This is a genomic window from Sulfitobacter aquimarinus (assembly GCF_040149565.1).
In the GTDB taxonomy this organism is placed as follows: domain Bacteria; phylum Pseudomonadota; class Alphaproteobacteria; order Rhodobacterales; family Rhodobacteraceae; genus Sulfitobacter; species Sulfitobacter aquimarinus.
In genome coordinates this window covers 75,129-90,479 of the sequence record NZ_JBEFLO010000005.1, presented here as the reverse complement: position 1 = coordinate 90,479, position 15,351 = coordinate 75,129, and the positions used below count along the sequence as shown (strand labels likewise).

The following is a 15,351-nucleotide window of genomic DNA, read 5'->3' as shown; positions in this document are numbered from 1 at the left end:
TTCCAGTGGGGCGTTTCGTTTCAACGGGGGCCGGAATTTTTGAAAATTCCGTGGCGGTTTTTTCGAAAAAACCGCGCCCGCCGACAGGTCAGTCGATCATCGCACCGAAGGAGCGTTAATCGCACCGAAGGAGCGTTAATCGATCATCGGCAGCAGTTTGTCCAAGGACGCCTTTGCATCGCCATAGAACATGCGCGTGTTCTCTTTAAAGAACAGCGGGTTCTCGATACCGGAATAGCCTGTTCCCTGCCCGCGTTTGGACACGAACACAGTCTTGGCCTTCCAGCATTCCAGCACCGGCATGCCAGCGATGGGGCTGTTTGGATCGTCCTGCGCCGCAGGGTTTACGATGTCGTTGGAGCCGATGACGATGGCAACATCCGTTTCGGGGAAGTCGTCGTTGATCTCGTCCATCTCCATCACGATGTCATAGGGCACCTTGGCTTCGGCCAGCAGTACGTTCATGTGACCAGGCAAACGGCCCGCAACGGGGTGAATGGCGAAACGCACATTCTTGCCCTGCGCGCGCAGCTTTTTGACCAGATCGCTGACCGCAGTCTGCGCCTGCGCCACCGCCATACCGTAACCCGGGATGATGATAACGCTGTCGGCTTCATTCAAAGCCTGCGCAACGCCGTCCGCTTCAATCGCGATCTGTTCGCCTTCAACGGCCATCTGCTCACCCGCGGGGCCGCCAAAGCCGCCGAGGATCACAGAGACGAACGAACGGTTCATCGCCTTACACATGATGTAGGACAGGATCGCACCGGACGAGCCGACAAGCGCACCCACAACAATCAGCAGATCATTGCCCAGCGAGAAGCCGATCGCCGCCGCAGCCCAGCCTGAATAGCTGTTAAGCATGGAGACAACCACGGGCATATCCGCGCCGCCAATGCCCATGATCAGGTGGTAGCCGATAAACAGCGCCGCCAGCATCATCAGGAACAGCGGGAAGAAACCGCCGGTGTTGAAGTACCAGATCAGCGTAATGACCGAAATCGCCGCCGCGGCAATGTTGAGCATATGCCCACCTGGCAGCTTTTCCGCGGCCGAGGTGACTTTGCCCGCCAGTTTGCCATAGGCAATCACCGAACCGGTGAAGGTCACCGCGCCGATAAACACACCAAGGAAAAGCTCAACCCGCAGGATGTTAATCTCGACCACTGATTTCTTGGCGATCAATGCTGCGAAAGTACCCAGCTCTTTGGTGTCGCCACCGCTTTCGAGAATACCCGCCACGCGGCCAATCTCGAAATGTGCGATCAGGCCGACGAAAACCGCCGCCAGACCCACAAGGCTGTGCATCGCTGCAACCAGCTCTGGCATCTGGGTCATCTGGACCTTTGTGGCCAGTTGATACCCGATGGCACCACCGCCCGCGATCAGCAGGATCGACAGCAGCCAGTATCCCGAACCCGGCCCGACCAGCGTGGCCGCAACGGCCAGCGCCATGCCGACAATGCCGTACCACACCGCACGCTTTGCGCTTTCTTGGCCCGAAAGCCCGCCCAGCGACAAGATGAATAGAATAGCGGCAACTACATAAGCCGCTGTTGTGAAACCAAAATCCATTTCTCAGGCTCCCTTCAAGATTTCTGGAACATGGCGAGCATGCGCCGTGTCACAAGGAAGCCGCCAAAGATGTTGATGCCACACATGAACACCGACAAGGCCGCAAGGAGGATGACCAAACCAGAGCCGGACCCGATCTGCATCAGCGCCCCCAGTATGATGATCGACGAGATCGCATTTGTAATCGCCATCAGCGGTGTGTGCAGGCTGTGCGCCACGCCCCAAATGACCTGGAAGCCGATAAAGACCGACAGAACAAACACGATAAAGTGCTGCATAAAGCTGGCCGGAGCGACAAGCCCCACCAACAACAGCAACGCGCCACCAATGCCCAAAAGCATGACCTGATTCTTGGTCTGTGCCTTGAAGGCGGCCAGTTCGGCGGCTTTCTTTTCCTCGGGTGTCAGCTCTTTTGCGGCGGGCTTTTTGGGCTGCGCTGCAATTGCGGCCACTTTGGGCGGCGGCGGCGGGAAGGTCACGGCCGAGGCGTGGGCGATGGTCGCCCCACGGATCACGTCATCCTCCATATTGTGATCAATCTGGCCGTCCTTTTCAGGGGTCAGATCGGTCATCAAGTGGCGGATGTTGGTCGCATAAAGCGTCGAGGCCTGCGTCCCCATCCGGCTTGGAAAATCGGTATAGCCGATGATGGTAACACCATTCTCGGTCACGATCTTTTCGTCCATGACGGTCTGCTTGCAGTTGCCGCCCTTCTCTGCCGCCAAGTCCACAATGACCGAGCCGGGCTTCATCGCCGCAACCATGTCCTCGGTCCAAAGCTCGGGCGCTTCGCGGTTGGGGATCAGCGCAGTACAGATGACGATGTCGACCTCGGGGGCCAACTCGCGGAACTTGGCCAGCTGCGCTTCGCGGAACTCAGGGGACGACACAGAGGCATAGCCACCTGTCGCCGCACCGTCTGTCTGCTCTTCCTCGAAATCAAGGTAGACGAATTCAGCGCCCATGCTCTCGACCTGCTCGGCCACTTCGGGGCGCACGTCGAATGCCAGCGTGATCGCACCCAGCGAGGTGGAGGTGCCAATCGCGGCAAGACCCGCAACACCCGCCCCAATCACCAGAACCTTGGCCGGGGGAACCTTGCCTGCCGCCGTGATCTGACCGGTAAAGAAGCGGCCAAAGTTGTTACCCGCCTCGATCACCGCACGGTAGCCCGCGATGTTTGCCATGGACGACAGCGCGTCCATCTTTTGCGCACGGCTGATACGCGGGATCATCTCCATCGCGACAACAGTGGCGCCCTTTTTGGCCGCCGCCTTCATCTTTGCTTCGTCCGCCACGGGGCTGAAGAACGAGATGAGCGTTTGCCCCTCGCGCAGCTTCTTCATCTCTGCCGTATCGGGGGCGCGCACTTTGGCGACGACATCGGCCTCTCGCCAGAGGGCTGCGGCGGTTTTGACCACCTCAACGCCGGCATTTGCATAAGCTGCATCGTCAAAGCCCGAGGCAAGCCCCGCGCCGCTTTGAATAAGGCACGTGTGCCCCAGTTTTTGTAATTGTGCAGCACTGTCGGGCGTCATCGCCACGCGGCGCTCGCCTTCAAATACCTCTGTAGGTGTCCCGATCTTCACTCAAAATCTCCCAAATGTGCGTTTGGTGCCGAAACTGGCGTGTCGTAGATGAACGTCTGCCCTATCGCGCAGACCCCAGACAAACAAGCACCGCGCCTTACAATGTGCCATAGAGTTCAGCTTTTGCCAGCGATTTACGCAAGTTTAAGACGGATTTTGTGCAGTTTTCCGCAAGGTAACATTGTTTCCTCCATGCAATTGCACACGCAAGATTAAAACCCCCAACCGTGCAAAGAATCACTTTTACTGCCGTGACGTAAATTCGATGCCCCCTACCGCTGTCAGATCGCCTTGCCTAGGATTCAGCCAAACAAAGGAGAAAACAATGACACTTCAGGGAAAACACGCGCTGGTTACGGGTGGCGGCACAGGTATTGGTCTGGGCATTGCGCAAATGCTGACCGAGCGCGGCGCGCATGTGACAATCACCGGCCGCAGGCAGGACGTGCTGGAGCAGGTCGCGACCGATGGCATGACCCCCATGGCCATGGACGTCCGCAACGAGGACGAGGTCGTGGCCAAGATCGCCTCTGCCGTTGCGGCCCGTGGGCCGATCCAGATTTGCGTCCCCAACGCGGGGCTGGCCACTGGCAAGGCGGCTCATAAAACCGACATGAATTTCTGGCGCGATATGATGGCGACCAATCTGGATGGCGCCTTCCTGACCATCCGCGAAAGCCTGCGCGGGATGCGTGAGACCGACTGGGGTCGCGTGATTGCCGTGTCCTCGATGGCGGGCTTGCGCGGGTTGCCGGGGGCTGCGTGCTATTCCGCGTCAAAGCACGGGATGATCGGTCTGATCCGCTCGCTCAGCGAGGAGTATATGGGCAAGCCCTATACATTCAATTCGCTGTGCCCGGGGTATGTGGATACGCCGATTGTGACCCGCAACACGCAATCCATATCAGAGCGGGCAGGCATTTCGACAGAGGACGCACGCGATATGATGGTGAACGCAAACCGTCACAAACGTTTGATCACGGTAGAGGAAGTCGCAAGCGCCGCCGCCTGGCTTGTCGGGCCGGATTCAGGCTCGATCAACGGGCAAAGCATCGAGATTGCAGGCGGCATGATGTAGAGCCGCGCTCCTCGCTGGCCCTTTGCTACGCTACGGGCTTAACCGCTCCTCGCTTTAGCTGGCGCGGGCCACAGGTGCGGGGCGTTTGCCCGCAGCCCAATCTTGCGCCGCCTTGCCGAACGCTTCGAACAGGGGGCGCGAAACGGGATCCTTCGCGGCCTCGTATTCGGGATGCCATTGCACAGCCATCGTAAAGCCGGGCGCGTCCGCGACGTAAATCGCCTCGGGCGTGCCATCATCGGCATAGCCGTCGACGACAATCCGCGCCCCCGCTGCCTTGATCCCCTGCCCGTGCAGCGTATTTGTCCGCACCACCTGCGCCCCCATCACGCGGTGAAACACCCCGCCTTCGGAGAAACGCACGTCATGGCGCAGCTCGAACTTCTCTTCCATCGTGCCGTCTGGCGGCATCCGGTGGTTCATCCGCCCTGGCAGTTCGCGGATCTCGGGGTAGAGCGTGCCCCCCATGGCGACGTTCACTTCCTGAAAGCCGCGGCAAATGCCGAACACGGGCTGCCCGCTCTCGACACAAGCGCGCGTCAGCTCCAACGCCACAGCGTCACGCGCACGGTCAAAATCGCCATGCGCCGGTGTCTCTTCTTCGCCGTATTCTTCGGGGTGCACATTCGGCCGCCCCCCTGTCAGCAAGAACCCGTCGCAACAGGCCAATAGCTCGGGCACCGAAACAAGCGCGGGATCAGCCGGCACCAGCATCGGCATACACCCCGAGACTTCGGCCACAGCCTGACTGTTCATCACCCCACCTGCATGCACAGGGTACTGATCGTTCAAAAGATAGCTATTGCCGATAATGCCAATGACGGGACGACCCATATCATACTGCCTCACTCAGAATTCATTCCAAGCAGCCTAGCGCGGTTAGAACAAAGCCTCAACACCGCAAGACGGGATTGCCCACACAACAGACATTCCCGCCCTAAAAGGCAGCAGCTTTACGCTTCGCCGATCATTTTGGCAGCTTCCACGCCGGCCATCGCAGCAATCACATCATTGTCCGATGTGTCCCCCGTCACGCCCAGCGCGCCGATCACCTCGCCCTTGGCCGATCGCAGCAAAATACCGCCCGGCACAGGTACGACCTGCCCGCCAAACGCGCCATTCATCGCGGACATGAAATATGCCTGCGCCTCTGCCCGCGCCATCTGCGCCGTTCCCGCCATGCCCAACATGACCGAGCCGTAAGCCTTGCCATGCGCAATCGCAAAACGACCCGGCGACGCGCCATCCTGACGTTCAAACGCCACAACATGACCGCCCGCATCCAGAACAACAGCAGACAGCGGCTTGAACCCCATCTCCGCGCCTTTTTCAAACGTCTTGCGGATCATCAACCGCGATTTATTCAGCCCAAGTTTCATTCCAAACTCCTATTTTTTTGGCCATAAATCCTCCGGGAAGTCCGAAGGGCTGGCCCTTCAGTCCCGCAGGTAGAACAACAAACCTCAGCCGGCGGCCTTCAGCTCCAGTCGACGCGCATGCAACACAGGCTCGGTATAACCCGAAGGCTGCACGGCCCCCTCCAGCACCAGATCACAGGCCGCCTTATAGGCGATCCCGTCAAAAGACGGCGCCATGGGGCGATACAACGGATCACCCGCATTCTGCGCATCCACAACTGCCGCCATCTTCTCCATCGAGGCCATCACCAGATCGCGGCTCACGATATCGTGGCGCAGCCAGTTGGCCACGTGCTGCGCGGATATGCGGCAGGTGGCGCGGTCTTCCATCAGACCGACATTGTTGATGTCCGGCACTTTCGAACACCCCACGCCCTGATCAATCCAGCGCACCACATAGCCCAAAATCCCTTGCAGGTTATTCTCGACCTCGCGGGCAATCTCGGCATCAGACCACTTGCGGAAACTGGCCAGCGGGATGGTCAGCAGCGCCTCCTTATAGGCCCGCCGCCCGCCTTTGCGCAGCTTGTCCTGTATGGCGAACACGTCAACCTTGTGGTAATGCAGCGCGTGCAGCGTGGCGGCTGTGGGCGATGGCACCCACGCACAGTTCGCGCCTGATTTGGGATGCCCGATCTTTTGCTCAAGCATCGCGGCCATCTGGTCGGGCATGGCCCACATGCCTTTGCCGATTTGCGCCTTGCCAGACAGACCACACTCCAGCCCGATGTCGACGTTTTGCAGCTCATAGGCGTTGATCCACGTCTTGTTCTTGATGAAGTCCTTGCGCGAGAACGGGCCCGCCTCCATCGAAGTGTGAATCTCGTCGCCTGTGCGGTCAAGGAAGCCCGTATTAATAAACGCCACACGCGACTTGGCCGCGCGGATACATTCCTTGAGGTTCGCCGACGTCCGACGCTCCTCGTCCATGATGCCCAGCTTGACCGTATTGGCAGGCAGGCCCAGCGCCTTTTCCACATGGGTGAAAATCTCGTCCGTAAAGGCGACTTCTTCGGGTCCGTGCATCTTTGGCTTCACCACATAAACGGAACCATGGACCGAGTTGCCGCCCTCGCGGCCCAGATCATGCATCGCAATCAGCGTGGTGCACATGGCATCCATCAGCCCCTCGAAGACCTCGTTGCCGTCACGGTCCAGCACGGCGGGGTTGGTCATCAGGTGACCCACGTTGCGCACCAGCATCAGCGCACGGCCCTTGAGGGTCATCGCCCCGCCATCGGGTGTGGTGAATTCACGGTCGCCGTTCAGGCGGCGCGTCATCTGCGCGCCCCCCTTCTCAAAGCTTTCTTCCAGATCAGCGCGCATCAGGCCCAGCCAGTTGCCATAGGCCTGCACTTTGTCCTCGGCATCTACGCAGGCGACAGAATCCTCGCAATCCATGATCGCGGAGACGGCGCTTTCCATCTGCACATCTGCCAGACCCGCCTGATCGCGGCTGCCAATAGGGTGTGTGCGGTCAAAAACCAGCTCGACGTGCAGCCCGTTGTTGCGCAGCAGCACGGCATCGGGCGCTTTTGGGTGGCCGCGGTAGCCCACGAACTTTGCTGGCTCCATCAGCGGGCAATCGTCGATCTGCAACGCACCGTTTTTCACGCTATAGCGACGGGCATCGGCATGGCTGACACCTTCAGCCGGAAACGCCTCGTCCAGAAACACCCGCGCACGGGCGACAACTCGCGCCCCGTGCCCTTGATTGTAGGGACCTTTCGGCGGCTGCACGCCCATGGCATCGGTGCCATAGAATCCGTCATACAAGCTGCCCCAGCGGGCATTGGCTGCATTCAGCGCAAAGCGGGCATTGGTGATCGGCACCACCAGCTGCGGGCCTGCGATGGTGGCAATCTCGGGATCGACATTGGCCGTATCAATCGAGAACGCCTCCCCTTCGGGGATCAGATAGCCGATCTCTTCGAGAAACGCGAAATAGGCGGTGACGTCATGCGGCTGATTGGCGTGGGCTTTGTGCCAGACGTCGATTTTGGCCTGAATATCGGCCCGCTTTTCCAGCAGTGCGCGATTCTTCGGACCCATTTCATGCACCAGATCCGAAAACCCCTTCCAGAAGGTGTCGGCAGAAACGCTTAGCCCTTCAAGAGCGCGTTTTTCAATGAAATCAGCCAACTGCTGGTCGACTTGCAGTCCGTTACGCTCAGTTCGTTGCATGTTTCTTCTCCTTGCGTCTGGGTCAAAAATTTCCGATAGGAAATCCTGTTTCCCCACGGATAATCCCAACCCCGTCACGCCGCAAGCGGTTTTGGTAAAATGATCTTACCAGTTCACATGCATCAGCCCTTTCCCTTGGGCCGCGCCCTCTTGCACCGCTCCGAACAGTAGCGGACCTCGTCCCAGACCGCGGCCCATTTCTTGCGCCATGTGAACGGCTTGTCACAGGTTGCGCAGATCTTTTGCGGCAGGTCGGATTTTTTGATGTGTTTTGGCATGGTCGACGATCTAGGTCGCGCCGCGCAACAAAAAAGGGCGCCCTGTTACGGGGGCGCCCGATCGGATGTCGTTTTGCGAAGTCTGCCTGCGGATTAATCCGTGGCGGTTGGTGTCGCACTGTCATTTGTGCCGGGGACGTAGACATCGGCGGCAATCGGTGCGGTTTCGCTTGGGGCCTCGCCATCGTCCGAATAGGCCGAGGCATCGTCACCGTTGAACAGGCTGTAGAAGCCCAGCAGGACCATCATAAGCGCGCCGAACGCCAAGGCCCCTCTGATCCCTACCAATGACGGGCGGTGTTCGGCTTCTTGCTTTTCAATGTTTGTGTCGGGGGCTGACATATCGCTACTCCTTTAGTGATGCACGCCTTGCAGACGCTGTGTTGGGTATCTAACGTGCCGCGCAACGATAAAGTTCCAGAATAAGGTTTTTCCATGCGCGATGCGGCCCCCCAAACCATCTACCTTAAAGATTATGTCGCGTTTGGATGGCAGGTCGAAAGCGTGGCACTGCATTTCAGCCTCGATCCGCATAAAACCCGCGTAAAAAGCCGCATCGCTTTTGCGCCCGACAGGGATGCGCCCGCGCAGCCGTTCTTTTTGCACGGCGAGGCGCTCAAGCTGATCTCGGCCACGATCGACGGCAAGGATGCGCAGGCCACGCTCACCCCCGAGGGGCTGACCTGTGCCGTGCCGGACACGCCGTTCGTGTTCGAGGCCGAGGTCGAGATCGACCCCGCCAACAACACCGCTCTTGAGGGGCTGTATATGTCGAACGGCATGTATTGCACCCAATGCGAGGCCGAAGGCTTTCGCAAGATCACCTATTACCCCGACCGCCCCGATGTGATGTCGGTCTTTAGCGTCACCATCGACGGCCCGCACCCTGTACTGCTGTCCAACGGCAACCCTGTCGGCACCACTACACATCACGCCGAATGGCACGACCCGTGGCCCAAACCCGCCTATCTCTTTGCGCTTGTCGCAGGAGAGCTGGTCGCCCACACCGACAGTTTCACCACGATGAACGGCCGCGATGTCACGCTCAACCTCTATGTCCGTCCGGGCGACGAGGGCAAATGCGCCTTCGGGATGCAGGCGTTGAAGGCGTCGATGAAATGGGACGAGGACGTCTACGGGCGCGAATACGATCTGGACCTGTTCAACATCGTCGCCGTGGATGATTTCAACATGGGCGCGATGGAAAACAAGGGGCTGAATATCTTCAACTCCTCTGCTGTGCTGGCCTCGCGGGAAACCTCGACCGATACGAACTTTGAGGGGATCGAGGCGATCATCGCGCATGAGTATTTTCACAACTGGACCGGCAACCGCATCACCTGCCGCGACTGGTTCCAGCTGTGCCTTAAAGAAGGGCTAACCGTCTACCGCGACAGCCAGTTCACCGCCGACATGCGCAGCGCGCCCGTCAAACGCATCGGCGATGCGATTGATCTGCGCGGCCGCCAGTTCGCCGAGGACCAAGGCCCGCTGGCCCATCCCGTACGCCCCGAAAGCTTTCAGGAGATCAACAACTTCTACACCGCCACCGTATATGAAAAAGGGGCCGAGGTGATCGGCATGCTCAAAACGCTGGTGGGTGATGACGCCTATGCGCAGGCCGTGACGCTCTATTTCGACCGCCACGACGGGCAGGCTTGCACCATCGAGGACTGGCTGGCCGTGTTCGAGGAGGTCACAGGCCGTGACCTGACGCAGTTCAAACGTTGGTATTCGCAGGCAGGCACACCGCGCCTGAAGGCCGAAGAGACGTGGACGGGCGATACGCTCACCCTCACTTTTACCCAGCACACTCCGCCCAGCGCGGCCACGCCTGCGCCCCAGCCGCATGTCATTCCCATTGCCGTGGGCCTGATCGGCGCAGACGGTGCAGAAGTCGCGCCCACCCGTATTCTGGAAATGACCGAAGCCACCCAAAGCTTCACCTTCGAGGGGCTGGCCGCACGGCCCGTGGCCTCGATCCTGCGGGGGTTTTCGGCGCCCGTGGTGTTGGAGCATGACGCGGACCATCCGCATCTGCTGGCCCATGACACCGATCCGTTCAACCGTTGGGAGGCGGGGCGGACCTTGGCCCGCAACACCCTGACCGCGATGATGCTGAAAGGCACCCGCCCCGATCCCGCCTATCTGGCCGGTCTGCGCACCGTGGTCAGCGACAAAAGCCTCGATCCCGCCTACCGCCGCCTGATGATGGCCCTGCCCTCGCAGTCTGACATGGCCACCGCGCTGCATGACGCGGGCCATGTGCCAGAACCTGACATCATCCACGCCGCCCTGGAGGCGCTGCGCGATGCCATCGCGACCGAACTGACCGAGGTGCTGCCGGACCTCTACGAAGACAACCTTGTGATCGAGGCATACGCCCCTGACGCCATGCAATCGGGTATGCGTGCGCTTGGCAATGCGGCGCTGTCCCTGCTGACCCGCAGCGACGGCGGCACGCTGGCCCAACAGCAATACGACGCTGCCGACAATATGACCCAACAACTGGCCGCCCTTGCCAACCTGATCCGCGCTGGCCGTGGTGAGGCCGCGCTGAACGCGTTTGAGGCACAGTGGAAAGACGACCGTCTGGTGATGGACAAATGGTTCGGCCTGCAAGTCATCGAGGCCGATCCGGAAGACGCCCATGAGATCGCGGCCACCCTGACCAAACACCCCGATTTCAACTGGCAGAACCCCAACCGCTTTCGCGCGGTGTTCGGCTCGCTCATCATGCATCACGCAGGCTTTCACCAGCCGTCGGGCGCGGGCTACCGCTTGCTGGCCGACTGGCTGATCAAGCTCGACCCCGTAAACCCCCAGACCACGGCGCGGATGTGTTCGGCCTTCCAGACGTGGAAACGCTATGACACGGACCGTCAGGCCTTGATCAAAGCGCAAGTCGCCCGCATTCTCGCCACGGACGGCCTGAGCCGCGACACGACCGAAATGCTGACAAGGATATCGAACGCATGACCCGACCTGTTTGCCTGATCACCGGCGGCTCTACCGGCATTGGGGCCGCTTGCGCCATCCTCGCGGCCCAGCGCGGCTATGACATCGCGCTCACTTATAACTCGGACGCTGCGGCGGCCGAGGCCACTGCGGCCACCGCCCGTGATGCGGGGGCAAAGGTTGCGGTGATCAAAGCAGATGTCGCCGACCCCGCGCAGATCGACGCAATGTATGCTCAACTGGACGAAACTTTTGGCCAGCTGGACGCGCTGATCAACAACGCGGGCATCGTGGGCCATGCCACCCGCGTGAGTGCGCTGACCCACGAGCGGCTGCGCCAGATGTTCGACGTCAACGTAATCGGTGCCATGCTGGTCGCCGCTGCCGCCGTGCGGCGGATGGAGCCTGCGGGGGCTGGCACGATCATCAACATCACCTCTGCGGCGGCGCGGCTGGGTTCGGCCAATCAATACGTCGACTATGCCGCGACCAAGGCCGCGATGGACATTTTCACCAAGGGCCTGTCGGACGAGGTCGCCCCGAAGGGCCTGCGCGTCATGGGCATCGCGCCGGGGTTGATCGACACTGACATCCACGCCAAAGGCGGCGATCCCGACCGCGCCGCCCGCCTGTCGGGCATGGTGCCGATGCAGCGCACGGGCAGCGCGTTCGAGGTTGCCGAGGCTGTGTTGTGGCTCATGTCGGATCAAGCCAGCTATATCACGGGTTCTACCCTTGATGTGACAGGCGGCAGATAGCCCCCCCCTCCAGACTACGGAAAACGTCTATGGAATTCATACTTCTTCTATGTGCCGCCGTGTTTGGTGGCTATTTCGTCTGGCGCAGGGTGCAGCGCGGGGCCTATCTGGTCTCGGGGGCGATTTCGGCCCCTGCGGATGTGCGGGCCGCGGCCAAACGGCTGGAGTTTCGCGCCCAGCCCAATGTCCACTCTATCGTCAGCCTGCATTCGCCCGAGCTGTGCGTGACCGCCATGGCCAGCGCCTTTGCGCAGATGGACGCGGCCAGCGATATGCCTGATATGCGGCCCGCGTTCCGAAAGCATCTGGGCCTGACGCCCCAACAAGCCGAGGATATGGCCGTCTTTGGTCCGTGGATCGTTGCACAAGGCGGCGGCCCCACACCTGCGTTCGAGCGGCTGACAAAGCGGCTCAAGCAGTTGGACCACGGGATGGGCTTTGACAAGCTGATGCGCGTGTTGGGCGATGTCACCGCCGCAGGCACCAAAGGCATGCCAACCGCGGCGCAGGCCGATGCCATGGGTGCCTTGGCACGGATATTCCGCACCGCATGAGCGTGGATTACAGGTTTGAGGCGCAGGGCCGCAAGCCTGCGACCGCTGTGATCGTGTTGGCCCTCTGGGCCGTCTTGCTGGCGGCCCATGTCTGGCTTGATGCCGCGCCGATAGTCCTTGCCCTTGTCGGACTGTTCACCCTGCCCGCGCTTTATGACTTTTGCGCCAACCCGCGCAGTGGTCTGTCACTGGACGCCACGCATCTGCGCTGGCACGCGGGTCGCCAGACTGCCCAGATCGCCCTGAGCGAGATTGACCACCTGCGCTTTGACACCCGCCTTGATCTGTCCGTGCGGCTCAGCGTGGTACGCCCCTCTGGCGTGAAAATCCGCGTGCCCTATGCGGCCACCCCGCCTGTGGACGTGATCGAGCAAGCGGCAAAAGACGCAGGCCTGCGCACGCAGCGGCACCATTTCTCGTTGATGGGTTAACGCTCAGGGGCGCGGTTTGGGGCGCAGGGTGCTAAGCGATTGGCAATAGGTCTGCCGTTTGAGCCAGCCCGCCATGTCGCGGCGTTTGGACGGGCTGCGCATCGGCCCCCAATCCGCCGAGACTCCGCGCCATTTGCGGTCGCGCCCGTGGATCACACCGTCACGCTGCACTGTATAGGTCATGATCCGCACCGCACATGACAGGTTCGCCGCCCCGTTCTTGAGCGCCTCGCCCGTGCCGACATGGCATTTGTACCCGCGTGCCGTGGCAGGCAGGATTTGCAGCAAGCCATACCATTTGCCCCCACCGCCCACGGCCCACGGCTTGTACGTGCTTTCGTGTTTGGCCAAGGCGGACATATAGCCGACCCAGAAGGCGCGGCGCTGTGCGTCGGGGTTTTCGGGATAGGCAGGGCACCAGTTGGCGATGTCACGCGGCACCAGATCGACCAGCGGCTTGCCATGTGATTTAAGCGCCGATAGCGCGGCCCGCGTCCAGACGGCGTGGCCGTTCATATGCTGCCACCGCGTGCGCGGTATGCCTGCCTTGCGCACAGGCGGGCGGACGTCAAAAGGAATGGCATCGGGCGCTGGTTGTGCCTGCGCGGGGCGCATGGGGCCGATGAAGGCAGGATCAGGTGCGGCGATGTGCGCGGATGCGGCAGCGACTGAGGGCGCAACAATGCCTGCCTTAATCGGGGGGCGCACCAGCTCGGGCAGTTGCGCCTTAGCGGGGATAGCGCCCGCGACAACGCCCAATGCCACAGCCAGACCCGCGGCCGCAAACAGCCGCCCTGCGAGCTGCCTGTATAAAGATACCTGTTTCATCAGCGCAGTATGATACGTCTCTGTCGCCCCTGACAAGCGATCAGCGCGTCGCTGCCTCAATGATTGTTCCCCGTTGCGCAACACTGGGCGCTGCAAAAGTTAATCTGGGGGGGTTGGCGCTACAAACTGCCGCATTCGACGTCCTTTCGGCAGCATATTTCCACAGATCACCCCGCGCAGGCCATGTTCGCGCCCCAAATGCGGGTCAAAACTGCCTTAACACGAAACGAAATGGATGGTTGCATGACGCACTTCACATCGCTGTTCCGCAAATTGTCAGGCTTTGGCCAGACACAAGACGCGCCAAAGGCAAAGGCCGCTGACCGGTCGTTTGCCTCTGAGTATGCGCAGACCGACGCTGCCCCACAGCAAGCCGTGAGTGACGCGCCGCACACCCATTCCGTTTTCCCCGATCTGCGTCCGTGCGATTCTGGCCGCCGTGTCTTTCACGCAAAGCCAGCCTATCAGCCGACCACTGCGCCGACGCCAAAGCCCCACAAGACCACCCCCCCCAAGACCACCACAAACAACGCAGCCCCCACAAACCTGTCGATCCCCTGCCCCGATCCCACGGGCGAGGAACGCACCCGCGACCACCACCAGAACCGCGCCCTCAAACTGGCGCGGCAAGAGGATTGGGAAGCGCTGTCAGGTCTGATCCGTGCGGCAGACCAATCAAACGAAATGACACCGGGCGGCATGTCCGTGGCCGAGCTGATGGCCTTTGGCGCCCGCGCCGATGTTGTGCTGGCGGTGGAACACGCCCTGCTGGACAGAACGCCCGAACGGGACGCGCCCTTGCTGCGGGGTATCGAGGCGTTGGAGTATGTGCTGGCCGAGAACAGCGATGACTACGTGATCGGCTGCATTGTGGCGCAAACGCATATGGATATGGCATGGTCATGGCGTGGCATCGGCTGGGACGTCGAGATTGCGCCGCGCAACCGCGAAGCCTTTGACGCGCATTTTTCGCGCGCACGTGACATCGTCGCCGGGTTTGCAGGCCGACACGAGACTTCCGCGTTGATGGCCAGCACCGGCTGTGCGCTGATGCGCGGGGACAAATGCTCGACCAAATCGGTGGCCGACCGCTATGAGGCGCTGATTGATCTTAACCCGCTCAACATTGCGCCGCTGCGCGCCCTTGGCACCCATATGTTGCCGCGCTGGTACGGCAGCCACGCCCAGCTGGAACTGGAAGCCCGCCGCACGGCTGCCCGTACGCAGGATGTCTGGGGTGCTGGCGCATATGCGTGGGTGATGTTCGATGCCATCAGCGTGGATGACATGGCCTGCGCGCAACTGGACCTGCCGTTCTTTATCGAAGGGCTGCACGACATCGTCGCCCGCCGCCCCGAGCCGCACACCATCAACCTGCTGGCCGCCTATTGCGCCAACACCATGGGTCAGGCGTTTTCGGGCAACGACGACGCCGACCACATCCGCGCCCAGATCGCGGCCTGTGCGGACTGGATTGTGCGCGAACATCTGACAGAGCTGCACCCGATGATCTGGGCCCACGCGGCCCAAGGCTTTGCCAACAACCTGCGGGTTGCATCGGCCACACGGTTTGCAGCCGCAGGTCAGGACGATGCCCTGCGCATCATCGCAGGCCTGTTCCGCAGGGAGATCGCGGAAGGCAAACAGATTATCTTTACCGATCAAGGGGTCGTGGCCACTCCCGCCTGAACACCCCCTCT

At 61.0% G+C, this 15,351-nt stretch carries 14 protein-coding genes; 6 read left to right on the top strand and 8 right to left on the bottom strand.

From position 1 onward, the window contains the following. Window positions 1-135: 135 nt before the first annotated feature. Both ABMC88_RS11285 and ABMC88_RS11280 read right to left on the bottom strand, forming a co-directional pair. Window positions 136-1,575, bottom strand: coding sequence for an NAD(P)(+) transhydrogenase (Re/Si-specific) subunit beta (locus tag ABMC88_RS11285; RefSeq protein ID WP_349576987.1), 1,440 nt, complete (start codon window positions 1,573-1,575; stop codon window positions 136-138). A gap of 14 nt (window positions 1,576-1,589) precedes the next feature. Beyond that, window positions 1,590-3,164: a Re/Si-specific NAD(P)(+) transhydrogenase subunit alpha gene (locus ABMC88_RS11280; RefSeq protein WP_349576986.1), complete on the bottom strand. Its 1,575-nt coding sequence runs from the start codon at window positions 3,162-3,164 to the stop codon at window positions 1,590-1,592. A 325-nt stretch (window positions 3,165-3,489) separates the two neighbouring features. Between ABMC88_RS11280 and ABMC88_RS11275 the strand changes: the two genes are divergently transcribed. Continuing rightward, window positions 3,490-4,242, top strand: coding sequence for an SDR family NAD(P)-dependent oxidoreductase (locus tag ABMC88_RS11275; RefSeq protein ID WP_349576985.1), 753 nt, complete (start codon window positions 3,490-3,492; stop codon window positions 4,240-4,242). Window positions 4,243-4,296: 54 nt separating this feature from the next. Here ABMC88_RS11275 and ABMC88_RS11270 read toward each other — a convergent pair whose 3' ends face one another. The 5 genes from ABMC88_RS11270 to ABMC88_RS11250 form a co-directional block, all read right to left on the bottom strand. Next, the gene (locus tag ABMC88_RS11270) at window positions 4,297-5,076 is read right to left on the bottom strand and encodes a gamma-glutamyl-gamma-aminobutyrate hydrolase family protein (RefSeq protein ID WP_349577145.1); all 780 of its coding nucleotides are present in this window, start codon (window positions 5,074-5,076) and stop codon (window positions 4,297-4,299) included. A gap of 119 nt (window positions 5,077-5,195) precedes the next feature. Beyond that, a complete protein-coding gene (locus ABMC88_RS11265) occupies window positions 5,196-5,621 on the bottom strand; it encodes a GlcG/HbpS family heme-binding protein (RefSeq protein WP_349576984.1) in 426 nt (141 codons plus the stop codon). Between the two features lie 84 nt (window positions 5,622-5,705). After that, window positions 5,706-7,844 (bottom strand): malate synthase G, encoded by a 2,139-nt coding sequence (locus ABMC88_RS11260; RefSeq protein ID WP_349576983.1) that lies wholly within the window; start codon window positions 7,842-7,844, stop codon window positions 5,706-5,708. Window positions 7,845-7,966: 122 nt separating this feature from the next. Beyond that, window positions 7,967-8,122, bottom strand: coding sequence for a DUF2256 domain-containing protein (locus ABMC88_RS11255; protein WP_349576982.1), 156 nt, complete (start codon window positions 8,120-8,122; stop codon window positions 7,967-7,969). 93 nt (window positions 8,123-8,215) lie between these two features. Further along, entirely contained in the window at window positions 8,216-8,464 is a 249-nt protein-coding gene (locus tag ABMC88_RS11250) for a hypothetical protein (RefSeq protein ID WP_349576981.1), read from the bottom strand. A 93-nt stretch (window positions 8,465-8,557) separates the two neighbouring features. Between ABMC88_RS11250 and pepN the strand changes: the two genes are divergently transcribed. Genes pepN through ABMC88_RS11230 form a run of 4 tightly spaced genes read left to right on the top strand, consistent with a single transcriptional unit; the run spans window position 8,558 to window position 12,823 of the window. Then, window positions 8,558-11,101, top strand: a complete 2,544-nt coding sequence (gene pepN / locus ABMC88_RS11245) for an aminopeptidase N (RefSeq protein WP_349576980.1) — start codon at window positions 8,558-8,560, stop codon at window positions 11,099-11,101. Beyond that, on the top strand, window positions 11,098-11,838 hold the full coding sequence (locus tag ABMC88_RS11240; protein ID WP_349576979.1) for an SDR family oxidoreductase: 741 nt from the start codon (window positions 11,098-11,100) through the stop codon (window positions 11,836-11,838). Before pepN ends, ABMC88_RS11240 begins: the two co-directional genes overlap by 4 nt. 29 nt (window positions 11,839-11,867) lie before the next feature. Then, window positions 11,868-12,392: a hypothetical protein gene (locus ABMC88_RS11235; protein WP_349576978.1), complete on the top strand. Its 525-nt coding sequence runs from the start codon at window positions 11,868-11,870 to the stop codon at window positions 12,390-12,392. Then, complete coding sequence (locus ABMC88_RS11230; RefSeq protein WP_349576977.1) at window positions 12,389-12,823, top strand: hypothetical protein; 435 nt, start codon at window positions 12,389-12,391, stop codon at window positions 12,821-12,823. The genes ABMC88_RS11235 and ABMC88_RS11230 overlap by 4 nt, the downstream gene beginning before the upstream one ends. A 3-nt stretch (window positions 12,824-12,826) precedes the next feature. Here the strand turns inward: ABMC88_RS11230 and ABMC88_RS11225 are convergent, their stop codons facing one another. Then, complete coding sequence (locus tag ABMC88_RS11225; RefSeq protein WP_349576976.1) at window positions 12,827-13,651, bottom strand: transglycosylase SLT domain-containing protein; 825 nt, start codon at window positions 13,649-13,651, stop codon at window positions 12,827-12,829. A gap of 243 nt (window positions 13,652-13,894) precedes the next feature. On the opposite strand from ABMC88_RS11225, the gene ABMC88_RS11220 reads away from it, so the two are divergent. Further along, entirely contained in the window at window positions 13,895-15,340 is a 1,446-nt protein-coding gene (locus ABMC88_RS11220) for a hypothetical protein (protein WP_349576975.1), read from the top strand. The last annotated feature ends 11 nt before the right edge of the window (window positions 15,341-15,351 follow it).

Bases quoted from the DNA above. Each gene is read 5' to 3' on its own strand.
- ABMC88_RS11225 (WP_349576976.1), bottom strand. From the start codon at position 13,651: ATGAAACAGGTATCTTTATACAGGCAGCTCGCAGGGCGGCTGTTTGCG.
- ABMC88_RS11275 (WP_349576985.1), top strand. From the start codon at position 3,490: ATGACACTTCAGGGAAAACACGCGCTGGTTACGGGTGGCGGCACAGGT.
- ABMC88_RS11230 (WP_349576977.1), top strand. From the start codon at position 12,389: ATGAGCGTGGATTACAGGTTTGAGGCGCAGGGCCGCAAGCCTGCGACC.
- ABMC88_RS11270 (WP_349577145.1), bottom strand. From the start codon at position 5,076: ATGGGTCGTCCCGTCATTGGCATTATCGGCAATAGCTATCTTTTGAAC.
- ABMC88_RS11240 (WP_349576979.1), top strand. From the start codon at position 11,098: ATGACCCGACCTGTTTGCCTGATCACCGGCGGCTCTACCGGCATTGGG.
- ABMC88_RS11235 (WP_349576978.1), top strand. From the start codon at position 11,868: ATGGAATTCATACTTCTTCTATGTGCCGCCGTGTTTGGTGGCTATTTC.
- ABMC88_RS11255 (WP_349576982.1), bottom strand. From the start codon at position 8,122: ATGCCAAAACACATCAAAAAATCCGACCTGCCGCAAAAGATCTGCGCA.
- ABMC88_RS11220 (WP_349576975.1), top strand. From the start codon at position 13,895: ATGACGCACTTCACATCGCTGTTCCGCAAATTGTCAGGCTTTGGCCAG.
- ABMC88_RS11260 (WP_349576983.1), bottom strand. From the start codon at position 7,844: ATGCAACGAACTGAGCGTAACGGACTGCAAGTCGACCAGCAGTTGGCT.
- ABMC88_RS11250 (WP_349576981.1), bottom strand. From the start codon at position 8,464: ATGTCAGCCCCCGACACAAACATTGAAAAGCAAGAAGCCGAACACCGC.
- pepN (WP_349576980.1), top strand. From the start codon at position 8,558: ATGCGCGATGCGGCCCCCCAAACCATCTACCTTAAAGATTATGTCGCG.
- ABMC88_RS11265 (WP_349576984.1), bottom strand. From the start codon at position 5,621: ATGAAACTTGGGCTGAATAAATCGCGGTTGATGATCCGCAAGACGTTT.
- ABMC88_RS11285 (WP_349576987.1), bottom strand. From the start codon at position 1,575: ATGGATTTTGGTTTCACAACAGCGGCTTATGTAGTTGCCGCTATTCTA.